Annotated in this window: 14 protein-coding genes; 12 read left to right on the top strand and 2 right to left on the bottom strand. The window is 41.9% G+C overall.

Translation table 11 applies throughout. From position 1 onward, the window contains the following. Nucleotides 1–582 carry a tRNA-(ms[2]io[6]A)-hydroxylase gene (miaE, locus tag ACM44_RS06115; RefSeq protein WP_048499128.1) on the bottom strand — a complete coding sequence of 194 codons (582 nt, stop codon included), beginning with the start codon at nucleotides 580–582 and terminating at the stop codon, nucleotides 1–3. Nucleotides 583–761: 179 nt separating this feature from the next. Here miaE and ACM44_RS06110 point away from each other — a divergent pair, with 179 nt between their 5' ends. Continuing rightward, nucleotides 762–1,001 (top strand): hypothetical protein, encoded by a 240-nt coding sequence (locus ACM44_RS06110; RefSeq protein ID WP_048499127.1) that lies wholly within the window; start codon nucleotides 762–764, stop codon nucleotides 999–1,001. A 29-nt stretch (nucleotides 1,002–1,030) separates the two neighbouring features. Here ACM44_RS06110 and ACM44_RS06105 read toward each other — a convergent pair whose 3' ends face one another. Beyond that, on the bottom strand, nucleotides 1,031–2,128 hold the full coding sequence (locus ACM44_RS06105) for an acyltransferase family protein (RefSeq protein ID WP_048499126.1): 1,098 nt from the start codon (nucleotides 2,126–2,128) through the stop codon (nucleotides 1,031–1,033). A 168-nt stretch (nucleotides 2,129–2,296) separates the two neighbouring features. On the opposite strand from ACM44_RS06105, the gene speB reads away from it, so the two are divergent. From speB to sov, 11 genes are all read left to right on the top strand, one after another. After that, the gene (gene speB / locus ACM44_RS06100; RefSeq protein ID WP_048499125.1) at nucleotides 2,297–3,151 is read left to right on the top strand and encodes an agmatinase; all 855 of its coding nucleotides are present in this window, start codon (nucleotides 2,297–2,299) and stop codon (nucleotides 3,149–3,151) included. Nucleotides 3,152–3,348: 197 nt separating this feature from the next. Next, nucleotides 3,349–3,963: an alpha-ketoglutarate-dependent dioxygenase AlkB family protein gene (locus ACM44_RS06095; protein ID WP_048499192.1), complete on the top strand. Its 615-nt coding sequence runs from the start codon at nucleotides 3,349–3,351 to the stop codon at nucleotides 3,961–3,963. Between the two features lie 203 nt (nucleotides 3,964–4,166). Continuing rightward, nucleotides 4,167–4,643, top strand: a complete 477-nt coding sequence (locus ACM44_RS06090; protein WP_048499124.1) for a BON domain-containing protein — start codon at nucleotides 4,167–4,169, stop codon at nucleotides 4,641–4,643. 6 nt (nucleotides 4,644–4,649) lie between these two features. Next, nucleotides 4,650–5,069, top strand: a complete 420-nt coding sequence (locus tag ACM44_RS06085) for an SH3 domain-containing protein (protein WP_048499123.1) — start codon at nucleotides 4,650–4,652, stop codon at nucleotides 5,067–5,069. 399 nt (nucleotides 5,070–5,468) lie between these two features. Continuing rightward, complete coding sequence (locus ACM44_RS06075) at nucleotides 5,469–6,719, top strand: dicarboxylate/amino acid:cation symporter (RefSeq protein ID WP_048499191.1); 1,251 nt, start codon at nucleotides 5,469–5,471, stop codon at nucleotides 6,717–6,719. A gap of 143 nt (nucleotides 6,720–6,862) precedes the next feature. Further along, entirely contained in the window at nucleotides 6,863–7,966 is a 1,104-nt protein-coding gene (locus tag ACM44_RS06070) for an Mrp/NBP35 family ATP-binding protein (protein ID WP_048499121.1), read from the top strand. Between the two features lie 103 nt (nucleotides 7,967–8,069). Further along, nucleotides 8,070–8,315: a NifU family protein gene (locus tag ACM44_RS06065; protein ID WP_048499190.1), complete on the top strand. Its 246-nt coding sequence runs from the start codon at nucleotides 8,070–8,072 to the stop codon at nucleotides 8,313–8,315. Nucleotides 8,316–8,419: 104 nt separating this feature from the next. Next, on the top strand, nucleotides 8,420–9,280 hold the full coding sequence (locus tag ACM44_RS06060) for a BadF/BadG/BcrA/BcrD ATPase family protein (protein ID WP_048499120.1): 861 nt from the start codon (nucleotides 8,420–8,422) through the stop codon (nucleotides 9,278–9,280). Nucleotides 9,281–9,450: 170 nt separating this feature from the next. Next, nucleotides 9,451–11,736, top strand: a complete 2,286-nt coding sequence (locus ACM44_RS06055; protein WP_048499119.1) for an NADP-dependent malic enzyme — start codon at nucleotides 9,451–9,453, stop codon at nucleotides 11,734–11,736. Between the two features lie 127 nt (nucleotides 11,737–11,863). After that, on the top strand, nucleotides 11,864–12,448 hold the full coding sequence (ruvA, locus tag ACM44_RS06050) for a Holliday junction branch migration protein RuvA (RefSeq protein ID WP_048499118.1): 585 nt from the start codon (nucleotides 11,864–11,866) through the stop codon (nucleotides 12,446–12,448). 3 nt (nucleotides 12,449–12,451) lie between these two features. Further along, nucleotides 12,452–19,525 carry a T9SS outer membrane translocon Sov/SprA gene (sov, locus tag ACM44_RS06045; protein ID WP_053215440.1) on the top strand — a complete coding sequence of 2,358 codons (7,074 nt, stop codon included), beginning with the start codon at nucleotides 12,452–12,454 and terminating at the stop codon, nucleotides 19,523–19,525. Nucleotides 19,526–19,649 lie beyond the last annotated feature (124 nt).

The raw sequence follows: 19,649 nt of genomic DNA, 5'->3' as shown, positions 1-19,649 counted from the left end.
CTATCCGTGGATGGTTTCTTTTTTACCGTAAGACTGAATGACTTTGGATTCATACTCCAGCCATTCTTCCCAGCGCTGGTTGACTTTTTCGGGATCGCCCAATTTTCTGGCAAAACCGATGAAGGTGGTGTAGTGATTGGCCTCGGAAATCATGAGTTCCTTATAGAAAACTTTCAGTTCTTCGTCTTTGATGTTTTCAGTCAAAACCTTGAAGCGTTCGCAGCTTCGGGCTTCAATCATCGCGGCGAAGAGCATGCGGTCGATAATCCTTTCGTCTCGGGTACCGCCTTGTCGGACGAATTTCATGAGTTCGCCTACATAATCGTCTTTTCTTTCCCTGCCGAATTCGTAACCCCGTTTTTTAATGATCTCGTGAACCATTTGAAAATGTTCCAGCTCTTCCTGTGCAATCGCTAAAAGTTCGCTCACGATTTCAGGATATTCGGGAAGCATCGTGATCAATGTGATGGCGTTGGTGGTAGCTTTTTGTTCGCACCATGCGTGGTCGGTGAGGATTTCTGAGAGATTTCCTTCGGCGATATTTGCCCATCGCGGATCGGTCAATAATTTCAGTTTAAACATGTGGAAAACTTTTCGGTAAAAATAGTGATTCTATTTGAGGTCACCTGTGCTCTTTTCCTCGCGTCAGGATTGTCAAAAATACGGATATTGGGATTCTGATTTGAATAATTGATAAATAAAGGTCTAAAATATTGGCATAAAACTTGAAAGTAGAATAAACAACATTAAAATATTAAATTATGAACACGCATGTTATTTCCAAAAAAATTGAAAATCTGGGGATTTTCTTACTTACTTTTTTCTTCAGCATCCTTGCTTTGGCACAAGAAGAAACGCCTAAAGTAGATGTAACCACCACTTCCACCAAAACCACCACCACCGAGGAATGGTTTACCAATCCGGTTTACTGGGTGATTGGAGCGCTGCTTTTCATCATTTTGATCGCAGTAATTGTGAGAGGCGGCGGAAAGAAAGAATAATTTGCCGCTATGGTCAATCCATTGCCGTTTCAGTTTATTGCTGAAGCGGTTTTTTTTCGCAGAAATTCCAAAACTTTCCAGCCGAAATCATCCAGTTTTTTGGCGCCTTCGGCAATGATGACGGCTAAAAGGAGATTGATGCAAAATATCAGAATCATCAAAATCCACCACGCCATATATTCTTTTAAAGGAACCGCGATGAAATAGACCAAAGACGAACTCATTCCCTGTGCGAAATAATAGAAAATCGCATTTTTCCCGATATAGGTGACGAAGTTGTCCTTCTCGATTTTCAAGCGGTTGTACAAAACAAAAAGCGTCAACAAAGAGAAAGAGGACCAGAAAATGTAGAGCAGTTTCGGCGGGAATTTGGCTTTGTTCATCTTCATGAAAAAATCTTTGCCGAAATTCCAGAACAGGATGACCAAAATTGCAATTAAAACTCCATACAGCGCAGGAATCCACTTTTTCGGAATTTGTTTTCCTTTCAGCTGATGGGCTACTAAAAACAATCCGAGATAAAACGCCACATAGCCGACTTGTCCATTAGGATAATACCATGGCAAAATATTGAAAAGTAAGGTCAAACCGAAACAAAGCGCGATAAACCATTTGACGTGTTTTGGAAAAAACCTTAAAATCAAAACACCGAAAACCGTTAAAATGAAATACACCTTCAAATACCAGAAACTTCCCATCACCACAGGAAAAGTGTCCGCCATTGTATATTGATGCAGATACCAGTTCCCGAGATTTTGCCATTGCGGTTCGGTGGAAATATTTTTTGGGGTATATTTTGCACCAAATGTGGAATAGAAATCTTTCATCCAATCCAAACCAAAGAAATTCAGCCCGAAAACTTTAAAGAAATAATCAAGGAAAAACAAAAACGTCACGAAAATCATATAGGTGATCTGCAGCTTCAGCAAGCGGTACATCGTTTTTTCCACATTGCCACCGGAAGTCAGCCCGCTCAGCGCATAAAACAGCGGAACATCCACCAGCAAAGACAAAACCCGCAATTCTGTAGGGACATAAAACTGACCGGACCAGAAAACGGTGTGGATGAAAATAATGGCAATGGTCGCCATTCCTTTTGCAAAATCAATGTAGAGATCCCGTTTCATTCGTTTATTTTTTCAAATATATGAAATTGGAAGTTTCCTTAGGAATAAAAGTTTTTTTGAATTTAATCTTAAATTTTCTAATGATATTCAAGCCAATTGAAACTCATTCAAACCAAATCAAGCCGAACATTTTCATATCTTTGTCACTCAGAAAAAACCAATCAAAATATGAATACTTACGCCGGAATTCCAGAAGAAAACGCGACCCTTGAAAACGCAAAAGTAATGCTTGTCACCGTTCCTTATGATGGAACTTCAACCTGGGGAAAAGGTGCCGACAAAGGCCCGGAACTCTTCCTGGATGCCTCAGAAAACATGGAGCTTTTCGATATTGAAACCAGAACCGAACCTTATCTGGAAGGAGTTTACCTCGCGGGTGAAGTTTCTGAAAAATCTTCTCCGGAAGCAATGACGGAAGCGGTTTATCAGAAAACCAAAGAATTGCTGAATCACGAGGGAAAATTGTTCACGCTTTTCGGAGGCGAACATTCCGTTTCCATCGGCTCAATTCGTGCAGTTGGCGAAAAATATGAAAACCTGACGGTTTTGCAACTGGATGCGCACACCGATTTGAGACCGGATTTCCACGGTTCCACTTGCAATCACGCTTGTGCGGTTTACGAAGCCAGCAAAAAGCATAATTTGGTACAGGTGGGAATTCGATCATGCGACATTGAAGAAATGGAGCACGTGAAGGAAGAGCAATGTTTTTGGGCGCACCAGATCGCCGTCAATGAAAACTGGGTGAATGACGTTCTGGAAAAAGTTTCCGGCAATGTTTATATCACCATCGATTTGGATGCTTTCGATCCATCCATCGCGCCATCCACAGGAACTCCGGAACCGGGCGGATTGCAGTGGTATCCCACTTTGGAATTATTGAGAAAGGTTTTTGAGAAATGCAATGTGGTGGCTTTTGACATTGTGGAACTGATGGATTCGCCGATGCCGAAACCGACTGCGTTTTTGGCCGCGAAACTGTACTACAAAATGTTGGCGTATTACCACATCAGTAAATCGTAAAAACGCAATTCATTACGTCTAAAGACATGGTCCTAAACTGAACGCTTTTAATTTTGCAGAAATTAAAAGCGTTTATTCAATGAGATTTCTTAGAGGAGATTCATGAACAGTTCAGTAGGGGCGGATTTTATCCCGATTTCCGGCATAGCCAGGATTTGACTTTCTATGGTGAATTTAATTCTCCGTATTTTATGAGTATGCATCACCTTTTCGACCAAGAATCCGACCCGGAAACAAACCTCCTTCCAAGAGATGGAACGGTGAACTATTATGGCAAAATATTAGATCCTGAAAAAGCAGATTATTTTTTCGAGCAACTGCTGAAAAAGATCAACTGGAAAAACGACGAAGCCATAATTTTTGGGAAAAAGATTTTAACCAAGAGAAAAGTGGCGTGGTATGGAAATGAAGATTTTGAATACACCTATTCGAAATCCACCAAAAAAGCTTTGCCATGGATTCCTGAATTGTTGGAGCTGAAAAAACGGGTCGAGGAAATCTCCGGTGAAACCTACAATTCCTGTCTTTTAAACCTGTACCACGACGGAACCGAAGGAATGGCCTATCACAGCGATGGCGAAAAAGACCTGAAGAAAAATGGCGCCATCGCTTCACTGAGTTTCGGTGCGGAAAGAAAGTTTTCCTTTAAACACAAAGAAACCAAAGAGAAAGTGGAACTGGTTTTGGAACACGGCAGTCTTTTGGTGATGAAAGACGAAACTCAAACCTTTTGGCTTCACCGGCTGCCACCGACCAAAAAAATATTTTCGCCCAGAATCAACCTCACTTTCCGCACGATTACGGAAAAATAATTACCTCGCAAAATCTGGTCGGACGAGTAATTTCAGCGCGGTTTTTTTCGATTGATCTTTAAAAGAAAACCATTTCGAAATCCCCAAATTAGTTGGAATTTTTCAGATACTTTAAGAAAAATTTATATTTTTTTACCAAATTGGCACATAAATTATTGCTAAATTTGAGCATAAGTTTTTTATTAACATTAAATAATCCAACTATGAAAAAAACACTCGCTATGGCAGTTTTGGCACTGGCTGTGTCATTCGGTACAATTGCCTGTAAGAAAAAAATTTCCGATGCCGAACTTCAAACCACGGCAACCACTGTAGTAACTTCTAATCCGAGTGCTTCCGTGGAAGTGAAAGACGGAACTGCACATTTGAGCGGAACTTTCGCGGACGAAGCTTCAAAAGATGCGATGATCGCCTCCCTAAAAGCAATTCCGGGAATTAAAGACGTGATGGACATGGCAACCATCGCTCCTCCAGTGGTAGAAACCGTTTCCGCTGTGGATCCCGAAGTTCAGCAAAAAGTGGCTGATGCCGTGAAAGATTTCCCTTCAGTGAAAGTGGAAGTGGTGAATGGAGAACTTACCCTTACCGGAAACGTTTCTCCAGAACAGGCAAAAAAGATCAAAATGTCTGTAGATGCTTTGAAAGCAGGAAAAGTCAATTACAATTACACCGTAAAATAATTTAAGATGAGTGCATTACAAGATAAATACGCCGGAGTAATCTCCGCAGCGCAATCTGCAGGAATTTCGAACCTGCAGGTTACCGAACAAAACGGGATTCTTTACGTGTCCGGGAATGCAGCCAATTCCGCGGCCAAAGATGCCGTTTGGAACGCATTGGGAGCAATTGATTCCACCTATACCGCTTCTGATATCAATGTAGATGTGCAGGTTTCCGGATTGGCAGCCGGCACCTCATTAACCGTGGCTACCGAAGATTCCAACCTCAACATCAGACAGGAACCATCCACCGAAGCCGCGATCATAGGAAAAGCCGCAAAAGGTGAAAACGTAACCTTGGTAGAACAAACTTCTGACGACTGGTGGAAGGTGAAAACCGCTTCAGGAACAGAAGGCTATGCTTACGCCAGATATTTGCAGGCATAATCTAAAACAAAATCCAAATCAAACCTCTGCATTTCCAGGGGTTTTTTTGTTTCCCCAAAATTCATTACACCCGATCATCTTCCTCGTGAAATTTTTTTTGGGGCCATCCCGAAAAATTTCGCCACGCCACATCCAACCCAAAAATTTTCGGGACCGCGCTATCCACTGCAATCTTTTTGTTTTTCCCCAGCAGTTCCCCATGCCAAAAAACAAAAAGGATTTCCGTTACTATCGCTTGTCCGGGATTCCGCATGTTCCCAAAAACATCCTGAACAATGGAAAACCACCCTTCTTTTCGCAGGATTCCCGCACTCCGCTGCCAAAAATCATGCAAAGCGCAATTTCCACCCAACCAAAAAAAATCTATATTTGTAACCTTTGAAAAATAAATCAAAACAAATGAAAGGTCAAAACAAACTCTTCATCGCCATTGTCATCGGTTTGATTCTGGGCGTGATCATGGGCGGAGTGGTGCACACGCAATATCCTGAAAGCATAGATTCTTTCTCGAAAAACATCAAACTTTTGGGAACCGTTTTCATCAGATTGGTTCAGATGATTATCGCGCCGCTGGTTTTCACGACACTGGTAGTGGGGATTGCCAAAATGAGCGATATGCGCATGATCGGAAGAGTGGGTACAAAAGCGATGCTCTGGTTTATTTCCGCATCACTGGTTTCACTGTTCATCGGGTTGATTTTTGTAAACTGGCTGGAACCGGGACATGTCACGCAACTTCCGATTCAGGACCATTCTTCAGCAGAAGATTTGATCAAGTCCAGCAAGGGATTTTCAATGGATGATTTCGTAAAGCATATTTTCCCGAAAAGTATTTTCGAGGCATTCGCCACAAATGAAGTCTTGCAGATTGTGGTTTTTTCAATCATGTTCGGAATCGCTCTAGCAAATATGGGCGAAGAATACACCAAGCCCATCATCAAAGCGTTTGATATTTGTGCACACGCCATCCTGAAAATGGTGGGTTACATCATGTGGGTTGCACCATTGGGAGTTCTGGGCGCAATTGCCGCAGTGGTTGCCACAAACGGATTTCAAATTTTTAAGGTTTATGCCATTTATCTCCGGGATTTCTTTTTCGCACTGGGTGTTTTGTGGTTAGTGCTTTGCATCGTGGGATATTTCATCCTCGGAAACAGACTATTTGAATTGTTCCGCAGAATCAAAGAACCTTTACTCATCGCATTTTCCACCACGAGTTCAGAAGCGGTATTCCCGAAACTGGTGGAGGAACTAGAGCGATTTGGCTGTAACAATAGGGTGGTGTCGTTCATTTTGCCTTTAGGATATTCCTTCAACTTAGACGGAAGTATGATGTATATGACTTTCGCAGCGATCTTCATTGCCCAGATTTATGGAATCGACATGACCATCGGCCAACAAATCACAATGCTTTTGGTTTTAATGTTGACTTCCAAAGGAATCGCCGGAGTGCCAAGAGCGAGTCTGGTCATCATTGTCGCAACCTGTACCATGTTTGGGATTCCGCCCGAAGGAATCGCATTGATCCTCCCGATCGACCATTTCTGCGATATGGGAAGAAGCATGACCAATGTTCTCGGAAATGCGTTGGCCACTTCTGCCGTCTCCAAATGGGAGGGGCAACTTGATAATCACGGCGGCGAACTGTAAAATCAAATTTACTTTAAATAAAATATTATAATGACTGCTGAAAAGGCGGTCATTTTATTTGAAAGACAAAAGTCATAGATTTTATTCATTCTAAATAAGAAAAAATTTGCCTAAATTTGTCACTCAATTTTTAGAAGAAAATTATGTTGACGAAAGCAAAAGTTCAGGATTTCCTGAAAGAGATAGAAGTGGACGATTTGGTTCACAATTTCCAGGTGATGGGAAACGACGTGTATATCGATATGACCGCACATTCACCCGCAATGCACGAAAAGAAGAAGTTGGAAGTGGCCATGAAGCAGGCGTTTGCAACAGAGTTCGGTGAAGAGGTGGTCTTGAAATTGAAAATCGCTTCTCCAGAACCAACCGAAGTTCAGCAAAATCAAATTAAAGGGAAGCAAATCCCCGGTATTCAGAATATTATCGCCATCGCTTCCGGTAAAGGAGGTGTTGGGAAATCTACTGTTACCACCAATATCGCGGTCACTTTGGCTAAAATGGGATTCAAAGTTGGCGTTTTAGACGCCGATATTTATGGGCCATCCATTCCGACCATGCTGGATACTTTCGGCGACAAACCATTATCCATAGAAGTAGATGGAAAAAACCTGATGAAACCCATTGAGAATTACGGCGTGAAAATGCTTTCGATAGGGTATTTCTCCGGTGCAAATCAGGCCGTAGTTTGGCGTGGACCAATGGCTTCAAAAGCATTGAATCAGATGATCAGAGATGCACATTGGGGTGAGCTGGACTTTCTTTTGATCGACCTTCCTCCGGGAACAGGAGACATCCATTTATCCATCGTTCAAGAAGTTCCCGTCACTGGAGCGGTAATTGTCTCAACACCGCAACATATCGCATTAGCCGATGTAAGAAAAGGAATCGCAATGTTTACCATGGACAGTATCAATATCCCGGTTTTGGGGCTGATAGAAAATATGGCATATTTCACTCCGGAAGAATTACCGGACCATAAATATTATATCTTCGGAAATCAGGGAGCTCAATTTCTTGCGGAAGATTTGGGAATCCCGGTTCTGGGCGAAATCCCATTAATCCAAAGCATCCGTGAATCGGGTGATGTGGGCCGCCCTGCAGCATTGCAGGATGGATCAAAGATTGCCGAAATCTACACCAAAACCACTCAAAATATGATCGAAAGTTTGGTGGAAAGAAATAAAAACCTGCCTCCAACTGAAGCGGTGAAGATTACCACCATGGCCGGATGTTCGCCGAAGAAATAGTGGCAGCGTTGGCGATTGGAGGAGTGAATGGAATAGAGGTTTAGGGAACCGATAGATGGAAGATGTATCCGGAAGCTTGTATCTCGAAAAAAAAGAAAGAATTATGAAAAATATAAAATACGAAGAAACCGTAACGAAGGTTTTGGATGCACTGGAAAGTATCCGACCATTTTTGAACAAAGATGGTGGAGATATTGAACTGGTGGATGTAAAGGGAAAAACGGTTTTTGTAAAACTGGTCGGGAATTGCAACGGTTGCCCCATGAGTTTCTCCACGATGAGGTTAGGGGTGGAAAACACCATTAAGCAGTTCGTTCCGGAAATTGTTGAGGTTCTGAATGTTGAATAAACTTCCGCTACTATAAAGAAAGGCAGTTCATTTTGAACTGTTTTTTTTATTTCAAATCCATTTTTGAAATTAAATTAATATTTTAGCAGATTAAACTTTACTGTATGATTGCCATTGTTGACGGCGGCTCCACAAAATGCGACTGGGTGATTCTGGACAAGTTCGGGAAGATTTTCCTGAAAACGGAAACCATCGGCTTTAATCCCAATATCATAGACGCTGAAATGATCGTTCCCGAAATCGAGAAAAACAATAATCTGCTTTCGATCAGGGATTCTTTGCAAAAGGTGTTTTTTTACGGATCTGGTTGTGGCGTTCCTGAAAATGTAGCTTTGGTGGAAAATGAGTTTCAGAAAGTTTTTAAAAACGCTGAAATCACGGTGAAAGAAGATCTTACTGCGGCGGCTTATGCGGCTTATAACGGAAAACCGGCGATTGTCTGCATTCTCGGCACAGGTTCCAATTCCTGCTATTTCGATGGAAAAACCGTAAAACGAGAGTTGCCCTCGCTCGGGTTTTTAATCGGTGACGAAGGGAGTGGAAGCGCAATCGGGAAGCTGCTTCTGCGGAGGTATTTCATGAAAAAACTTCCTTCAGATTTGCATCATGCTTTCGTGGAAAAATACAACCTCACCATTGAAGATGCCATTAAAAACATGTATCATAATCCCAGAGCGAACGCTTATTTAGCAGATTTCAACCGATTTGTAGTGCAGCATAAAAGTCATCCGTATTTTCAGAACATGCTTTTCGACGAGATGAAGAATTTTCTCGATTACCAGGTTTTGCCTTATGATGAAGCAAGAGAGGCCGAAATCAATTTCATCGGCTCCATTGCGTTTTACTATGAGGATTTTATTCGTGCAGCTGCAGCAGAATTAAATCTCACGGTTGGAAACATCGTGCAGAAACCCATTGAAAGTTTGGTGGATTATCACAAAAAATACATCCTGAATCTGGATTAACCCTTAATTTTTCAGTGTTTTTGAAAATCTCTACCATGTGGCGAATAGTAATTCGTTTCAATTTCCGAACTTTGCATCCGCAATTTTGAATTTTCAAAATCACAATCAGAATTTTGAGTCCATTCTTTTGGAACTCAAAATGTTTTTCTAATACTTTAAACCAAAGTCCTATGCCCAACAAAAATAAAAGAGACGAAAAAAACTTTAACCAAGCCGCTTTGGATTATCATAAAGCAGAACCTAAAGGAAAAATAGAGGTGATTCCTTCTAAACCCCATTCCACAGCGAGAGATCTGTCTTTGGCATATTCTCCCGGTGTGGCAATTCCTTGTCTGGAGATTGAAAAAAATCCGAAAACCGTCTACGACTATACTGGAAAAGGGAATTTGGTCGCGGTAATTTCAAACGGAACCGCAGTTCTGGGTTTGGGAAATATTGGTGCAGAAGCATCAAAGCCCGTGATGGAGGGAAAAGGACTTTTGTTCAAAATCTTCGCCGACATCAATGTTTTCGATATTGAGATCGATGAAAAAGATCCCGACAAATTCATCGAAATTGTAAAAGGAATTGCTCCGACTTTTGGCGGAATCAACCTGGAAGACATCAAAGCTCCGGAAGCGTTCTACATCGAACAGCGCCTGAAAGACGAACTCGATATTCCATTGATGCACGATGACCAACACGGAACCGCGATTATTTCTGCGGCTGCGCTGATCAATGCGCTGGAAATTGCCAACAAAAAAATAGATGAGGTGAAAATGGTCGTGAACGGCGCAGGAGCTGCCGCCATCGCGTGTACGAAACTCTACATCGAGCTCGGTCTGAAAAAGGAAAATATCCTGATGTGCGACTCAAAAGGCGTCATCAATCATAAAAGAGAAAATCTCACCCCGGAAAAAATTGATTTCATCGCAGAAACCGATCTTGAAACCCTGGAAGATGCACTGAAAGGAGCTGACGTTTTTGTGGGGCTTTCCAAAGGAAATGTGATGACTCCGGAAATGCTGAAATCCATGGCGGACAATCCGGTGGTTTTCGGACTGGCAAATCCAGATCCGGAAATCGAGTATAATTTGGCGATGGAAACCAGACCAGACACCATCATGGCAACCGGAAGAAGCGATTATCCTAATCAGGTGAATAATGTTCTCGGTTTTCCATATATTTTCCGAGGTGCGCTGGATGTTCAGGCCACTTCAATCAATGAGGCCATGAAATTGGCAGCGGTTCGCGCAATTGCAGATCTGGCGAAAGAACCTGTTCCGGAAGCGGTGATTTTGGCTTATAACTTAAAGGGATTGAATTTCGGGAGAGAATACTTTATTCCTAAACCTTTTGACAACCGACTGATTACGAAGGTTTCTATCGCGGTTGCAAAAGCTGCGATGGAAAGCGGAATCGCCGGAAAACCAATTGAGGATTTCGAGGATTATGAAAATGCACTTTTGGACAGAATGGGTCGCGATGAAAAACTCATCCGAATGATGCAAAACCGGGCACGATCTAACCCGAAAAGAGTCACCCTTGGAAACGCCGAAGAATACAATGTTTTGAAAGCTGCCCAGATTCTGTACGAAGAAGGAATTGCACAGCCGATTCTTTTGGGCGAGAAAAAATTCATCAAGGAACAGATGAAGAAGTTCGGAATCGATCTGAAGGTTCCAATCGTGGATCCAATGGATGACGACCAGGAAGAATACCGTATCAAATACCGCGAAACCCTTTGGAAAATGCGCCAGCGAAAAGGAATGAACGAGTACAAAGCGAAAAGGTATGTCCGCCAAAGAGATTATTTCGGTCCGCTGATGCTTCACCACGGTGATACGGATGCCTTGATCGTTGGTTTTTCTAAGAACTATTCTTCGGTTTTAAAACCGATCCTGAAAATCGTGGAAAAAGAAAAAGGAGTGGATAAGATTTCTTCCATGATGATGATTCTCACGGAAAAGAAACCGATTTTCTTCGCCGATGCGTCAATTATTCAAAATCCAACGGCCGATGATTTGGTGAACATCGCAAAAATGGCGGAAATGACTGTGAAAACTTTCGCCATCGAACCAAGGATTGCCATGCTTTCCTTCGAAAATTTCGCCGCGATTTCCGATACATCAAAAAAAGTGGCAAAAGCGGTCTCCCTTCTTCACGAGAAATACCCAAACATGATTGTGGATGGGGAAATTCAGCCGGATTTCGCCATGAATTCCGATCACCTTGCGGATTATCCGTTTTCAAAATTGGGAACTACGCCGGCAAATGTGTTTATCTTCCCCAATTTGGAGAGTGCCAATATTTCCTACAAAATAATTCGCGGAATGAAAGTCGCACAAGTGGTCGGACCCATTCTGATGGGATTGAAAAAGCCGGTTCACGTGTTACAGATGCGCGCAAGTGTGGATGAAATTGTGAATTTGGCAACGATTGCGGTTTTGGACGCACAACGCCGTGAAAATATGTGATCCGCCAGAGGAAAAGTAAAATTTATGCTGGAATTGGGTTTTCATCGAAATTGATTTTTTTGGTTTCATTTTAAAATATTATATTTATCCCCATTTTAAAAAACACAAATCTTAAACTCCATCCGTAATGATTTATTCTCTAAAGGGCGTTGTGCAGCAACTCAACCCAACCTCCGCCGTGGTCGATGTGAATGGAGTAGGATATTTTGTGGGAATCAGCTTGCAGACTAGCGAGAAATTGGTTTTGGGAAAAGAAACCTTTCTGAATATTCAGCAGATTATCCGTGAAGATGAACATTTGCTTTTCGGGTTTAACACCATTTTGGAAAAAGAAATGTTTAATCTGTTAATTAGTGTTAACGGAGTAGGTCCGGTTTCCGCCCTCATCATGCTGTCTTCACTTTCGCTGGAAGAAATTTCATCGGCCATCCTTACCGGAAGAAGTTTGGTTTTGCAAAAAGTGAAGGGAATCGGTACAAAAACGGCTGAAAGAATCATCGTCGATTTGCGTGATAAAGTCCAAAAATTCAAGGTTTCCGATGAAAATATTTCTACATTTGCAGATAATAAAGTGAAAGAAGAATCGTTATCTGCATTAGAGGTTTTGGGAATTCCTAAGAAGATGAGCGAGAAGATTGCAGACCGGATCCTGAAGCAAAATCCAGATCTTTCCGTGGAAGAATTGGTGAAACAAATATTAAAAAATATTTAACATTTGGAGAAGAAAACTATTTTTCAGCATAAATTATTCGCATTTCTATTTCTATGTTTTTCCTTTGCTTCAGTCTTTGCACAGGTGAAACCAGCAGACAGTGCATCAGTTCGCCAGGATTTTCCCCTGCCAAACCCCCTTCACTATGAGGCGTTTTATGATGTTCACAGTGGGATGTACATTCTGTACCCGAAAGTTGGTAATATGGTGGTCGGGACACCCGTTTCCATGACTACGGATGAATATCATCAATATGTGTTAAGCAATCAGCTTGCAGCTTACTACAGAGAAAAATCGGCGCTCAACAATCTCGGTTACCGAAAAGATCAATCGGATGCGGTGAAGAAGGGACTTCTACCTACTTTAAATATTAAGAATAAACTTTTCGAAACCCTATTTGGAGGCACCAAAATCGAGCTGATTCCACAAGGTTTCGCTTCTTTTGATCTTGGCATCCTTTATCAAAAAATAGACAATCCATTAATTTTACCACAAAACCGGACCAGTTTCGCAATAGACATTCGGCAGAGAATCCAGTTGGGATTATTGGGAAAAGTAGGTGAGAACCTTCAGCTCAAAGCCAATTACGACACCCAAAGTGGATTTGCCTTTGAAAACAAAATGAATTTGGTTTGGCAGGCAAAAGGAACTTGGAAAGATTTGATGAGCAAAGGTCTGAATGACAAAACCACAGGTGGAGAGGATAAAATCATCAAAAGAATAGAATTCGGAAATGTGAATATGCCGCTATCGACCAGTTTAATCCGCGGTTCGGAATCACTTTTTGGTCTGAAAACCGAATTCCAATTGGGAAAAACTTATGGTACTGTGGTATTCTCCCAACAACAAGGTGAAGCTCGGACAATCGTGGCACAGGGAGGAGGCGTGATGAACACCTTCAAATTAAACGCGATTGATTATGAGGATAACCAGCACTACTTCATGGGGCATTATTTCTTTAATAGTTATGACAATGCACTTTTGAATTACCCGCAAGTGAATTCCAGAATCAATATCACAAGAATTGAAGCTTGGGTTTTGGATCAGGGATCGGGGAATCTTCAGGATCAGAAAGGAATTCTTGGTATTCGTGATTTGGGAGAGGGAGCAAGTGGATATCCGGATAACTCGCAGAACAACCTTTACCAGAGTATAACCGCTTTGGGGCCTGCAATTCGTGATGTGAATACCGCATACAATGCCATCAACGGACAGAGTTTCCCAAATGCGAACGGTGTTCCGGAAACCTATACCGATGGCGAACAGTTCATCTTTAACCGAAAAGCAAGAAAACTGAATCCAAACGAGTATAAATTCCATGCACAGCTTGGTTACCTTTCACTTAATCAAAGGCTTAATGACAACCAGTTGTTGGCGGTTGCATATTCCTATACCTTAAACGGAGACAGCAAGGTGTATAAAGTCGGTGAGTTTTCTGAGGATGGATCAGTCTTGGTTACCAAAGTTTTGAAACCCAATACCACGGTGAAAACCACTTCGCCAATGTGGAATTTGATGATGAAGAATATTTATTCCCTCAATTCAAATGCGGTTTCTGCCGACGGTTTCTTGCTCAATGTCTATTACCGCGACGCTCAAAATGGCAAGGTGAATTATTTGCCATCCACGTCGGGCAACCCGGATGTGGACGGACAAAACTTATTGAAACTGTTCAATTGGGACCGACTGAACATCAATGGAGACTTGCAGCAAAACGGAGGCTCCACCGGCGATGGGATTTTCGACTTTGTGCCTAATATCACCATTGACCCCGAAAATGGAAAGGTGATCTTCACAAAGAAAAAACCATTTGGGGAGTATTTGCAAACCAAGTTGGGAAGCAATGATCCGAAATTTGTGTTCAACGACCTCTATGACCAGCTTAAGCAAGTCGCAACCCAAAACAACCTAGCCTTGCGATACACCATGGAAGGTCGCTATAAAGGTTCACAAGGAAGCGGAATTTCGCTCGGTGCAATTAATGTTCCGCAAGGTTCGGTGAAAGTGACTGCAAACGGAGTGCTCCTGCAAGAAGGAATAGACTACACGGTGGATTATATGCTGGGAACGGTGAACATCATCAATGAGGCGGTGAAACAATCTGGTCAGGCGATCAATATTTCCCTGGAAAACCAGTTGACTTTTAATACGCAGAGAAAAAGGTTCTTAGGATTAAACTTAGAAAGGAAATTTAACGAACATTTGACCATTGGTGCAACCGTTGTCAATTATGCCGAAACGCCTTTAACCCAAAAGGTCAATTTCGGTCAGGAGGCGGTCAACAACACGATGGCTGGGTTCAACATGCTCTATAATAACGAATTGCCATTCCTCACCAGATTGACGGATAAGATTCCATTGATCAACACAGAAGCACCATCAAATCTAAATTTTATGGCAGAAGCTGCCTATTTGATGCCGGGACAGAGCAAAGGAACAAATGACCAGTCCTATATTGATGATTTTGAACAAACTACTTCCAAAATATCCTTGAAGGAACCGGGATTATGGGCACTTGCTTCAAAACCGGAGAAAAACCCCGAACCTATTTTCTCCACTGCGGGCCTCAATGATAATTTAGATTATGGAAACGGAAGAGGTTTGCTTACATGGTACAACATTGATCCAAGATTTTATGGTGTAGGTGGAAGCGCACCAAAAGGAATTAATGCACAAGCGGTTTCCAACCACACCTCAAGGCGGGTGCAAATGAGGGAACTCTACAATAGCAGGGATTTTGTAGCAGGAGAGCAGATTTTCACCAATACTCTGGATATTTCCTATTTTCCAAATGAAAGAGGCCCATACAACGTCAACAAAGCAACGGAAACTCCGCTCCAAAGATGGGGTGGATTGATGAGGTCTATTTCTGTGTCCAATTTTATCAACTCCAATATCGAATATGTGGAATTTTGGATGATGGACCCTTATGCAGATGGAAATACTTTTGGAAACAATCCTAAACTTTTACTGCATCTTGGAAATGTTTCAGAAGATGTGTTGAAGGATGGAAAACTTCAATACGAAAACGGATTGCCAACTCCCACTATTCCGGCAAATACCAGTAACACCAATTGGGGAACCCAGCCCAACCAATTTCCGATTCTTTATGCGTTTTCTACAGAAGGAGCTGACAGAAGCGCACAGGATTTAGGCTATGACGGATTGGATGCTGATGGTGAAGCTGCTAAATTCGGAACTAATTTTGTGAATCCGGTGACCAATAATATGGATCCGGCTTCCGATGATTTCGTATTTTATTTATCCGACAAATTCCAGGGTGATCAGGCTTCATCTGTGACAGAACGATACAAATATTTTAGAGGTCCGGAAGGGAACTCTCAATCCAACTCTTTGGAGGTTGCTACCCAAACTCCGGATGCAGAGGACGTGAACCGCGATTACAACCTGGATCAAAACGAAAATTATAACCAGTACACCATCAAACTAGATAAATCCAATATGGTTTTGGGCCAAAACTTTATCGTGGATGTGAAAGAAGTGGAAGCCAAATTCCAAAACGGACAGACCGGAACCAATAAATGGTACCTATTCCGGGTTCCGGTGAGCCAATTTGATCCCAACTCTGTAGGCGGGGTAGCGGATCCATCAATTCTTAATAATGTGCGCTTCGCCAGAATGTTGTTGACCGGTTTTGAGCAGAATGCCACCCTCCGTTTCGGTACTTTGGATTTGGTAAGAAGTGATTGGAGAAAATATACCAAAGATATCGCGACCAACCTCCCAGATCCTGAAGGAACCACCATGGTAACTGACCAAAATCTGGACGTGGGAAGTGTCAACTTAGAAGAAAACGGATTAAATGAACCTCCTTACGTTCTTCCTCCGGGAATCGACCGACAAGTTTTAAGTGGGAATTCCGGAGCACAAAGACAAAATGAATCTTCACTTTATATGAAGGCCGCTCCATTGATGGCAAAAACTTCAAGAGGAGTTTTCAAAAATGTGGCATTAGACATGAGAAGATACAAAAAGCTTGAACTTTTCGTGCATGCCGAAAACCTTCGAGATGTATCTTCTTCCGCATACGACCCGGACGCGAAATTCTTCATCAGATTCGGTAGTGACGCGACTGACAACTATTACGAATATGAAGCTTCCTTAAAATATACTTCCAAAACTGCGAGATCACCACTTGAAATCTGGCCATTAGAAAACACGGTGAATCTGGAAATTCAAAATTTCGTGGATGCGAAAATGAGAAGGGACCAGAATACGCCAAGTGCGATTGACCAAAGAAGTGAAGATGCAGAATTTGGCGCCGCTGATCCGAACAAAAAAATATTCATCAAAGGGCGTCCGAGTTTAGGAAATGTCACCACAATCATGTTGGGTGTGCGGAACAAAGATGCCGCTATTGCCAAAGAAGTGGTACTGTGGGTCAATGAAATCCGCCTTTCTGAAATCGAGAATAAAGGTGGATGGGCAGGAAATGCAAGCGTAAACTTTAACCTGGGAGATTTTGCAATCGTGAATGCGAATGCTTCCCATTCCACAGTGGGATTTGGCGCGATTACCGAAAAACCTTCGGAAAGATCACAATCTGCGCACACGGCTTTCACCATCAATACTTCAGTGAATGCTGATAAATTCTTGCCTGAAAAAGCAGGAATGAAAATTCCGGTGAACTATTCCTATACCCAAACCATTGAAGATCCCAAATACAACCCTCTGGATAATGACGTGACTTTTGATAAAGCTTTAAACAAAGATGAGCTGAAGAAAGTCGCCAGAACTTTCACCCAGCAGAGAAGTATCGGTGTGGTAAATATGCGTAAAGAACGGATGAACCCCAATAAAAAACCGAAATTCTATGATGTGGAAAACCTTTCTGCAACAGTGGTTTACAACGACGATTATTTCCGTGACGTGTACACCAAAAAGAATTACAGACAGTATTTGAAAGGATATATTGATTATAATTATTCGTTCAAACCTTGGGTTCTGCGTCCTTTCAATAAAATGGTAAGCGATACCGCAAAATCGGCTAAATACCTCAGATGGTTTAAAGAATTCAACCTTAATCCTGTTCCCACAAGGCTTTCCTTCAGAACTGAACTTGACCGTAATTACAACGAACTTCAATTTAGAAATATAGAAGCTATTTTGAGTGGGAATGCGGGACAGGAATTCGATGTGATTAGAAACAGGAACTTCTTCTTCGGGTGGCAATATGGATTGGGATTCAACTTCACCAAATCGCTGAAGATGGAGATCAATTCTGCGATGCGTACTTTGAATGATAATGTGAATCCACTGGAAATGAACGACAAATCCATTTTTGCCAATCCTTTCAGGGCAGGAAGACCGGTGCTTTACAACCACAGAGTTCAGCTCAACTACAAGTTCCCGTTTGAATATTTGCCATACCTCGATTTCATGAGCGCAGAAGTCGGTTATGGATTTACCTACAACTGGAATGCCAGAAGTACCGTAATGACCCAGTTCATCAACCCGGATACCAATCAGCCGGAAAGTTTGGGAAGTATTGGTCAAAATACCAACAACATCATCGGAACCGCCGCGGTGGATATGCCAAAATTCTTCAGCAAATTCAAGTATTTCCAAAAAATGAACTCGAAAATGCAGAAAAGAAAACAGGAAATTGACTCCTTGAACAATGCCTATAACGCAATGTGGCAAAAGAAAAATGCCAAGAAAACATTTAAAAATTATAAGTTTAAAAATAAGCTTAATCCGCTACAAAGTATTGCTTATGCGTTGACTTCAATTAAGCAACTCGATATTTCTTATAATGAAAGTAATGGAACAGTACTTCCGGGTTTGCTTTCTGCACCTAATTTCTTTGGATATGGACAAACTATAGGTGGTCCAACTTATGGATTCCTCATGGGTTCGCAAGCAGATATTCGAAGGACGGTCATTGAAAATGGTTGGATTTCCAATTCAAATTACATGAATGATGCGTATTCTCAGATGAAGAACCAAAACTTCCTTGCGAACGTGCAGATTATGCCGGTGAACGATTTCAGAATTGACTTGAATGTGATGAAGAATTACAACAGCAATTTTGTGCAGGGCGGTTACAACGTAGATGCAGATCCAATTAAGGACGGATTCCAGTTCTCTTTTGGTAGTGATATTATTTCCTATTCCAGAACCGCATGGACTTTCGGAACTTCTTTCTCGGGAGGAACTTCCATCTATGACAATTTGATTGCCAATGCCAAACACATCTCCTTGCAGATGGGAGGTGCGGTGAATCCCGATGGTTTCACAGATGGTCATTCCTTGGCAAATGCCTATGTTTTGGTTCCTGCTTTCCAGGCGGCAGTAGAAGGGAAAACTCCGAATGGTCCGGTTACCGATGCCAAGAAATCCGGTTTCCCACTTCCCAACTGGAGAGTTGTTTATTCGGGATTAAAAAATATCCCAATCGTCAACAGTCAGTTCTCCAAATTTGATATTCTGCACGGATATACTTCAACATATACCGCAAGTGGAATCCAGTCCAGCATTAATTACTACAATTACCAAAATAACGGAGGTCCAAACCGAGATTCTTTCGGGGATTTCTATAATCCGTATTCCTTCTCACAGGTTGGTTATGTGGAAGCTTTTTCGCCGCTGATCGGAGCAGATGTCACGATGAGAAACAATATGCAGTTCCGTGTTTCCTACAATCGGGACCGAACCGTAATGTTGGGATTAATCAACCATACTTTGACAGAAGACATCGGAAAGGAATATATTTTCGGATTTGGATACCTATTGAAAGATTTACCGATGAAAGTTTCCTTCAAAGGAAAAGAGCGAACCATCAAAAGTGATTTGAACATGCGTGCCGATTTCTCATTGAGGGACAGCGAGACCAGACTTACCAACATTCTGCAAAGCGATTCACAGATCACCGGTGGCCAAAGAATGATGAGCATCAAGGTTTCTGCTGATTACAACATGTCCAAAAATTTGAATCTGCGTCTGTTCTACGACCAGTTATTGACCCGATACAAGATTTCCACATCATTCCCATTGTCCTCCATTCGGGCTGGTTTGACGGCGACATTTACCTTCAGTGGACAAGGTGGATTTTAATTAAAGACAAAACTCAGGATTTCGATTCTGAGTTTTTTCTTTAGTGCTTATTCATTCTATTTTTTTTTACCCAATCTTCCTTCGCTTTTGGGAATGGGTTTTATTTTAATATTTAAAATCCCTA

The sequence above is a fragment of the Chryseobacterium koreense CCUG 49689 genome (assembly GCF_001045435.1).
GTDB lineage: Bacteria > Bacteroidota > Bacteroidia > Flavobacteriales > Weeksellaceae > Kaistella > Kaistella koreensis.
Note: the sequence above shows the minus strand (reverse complement) of the source record. Positions and strands in the feature narration are given on the sequence as shown.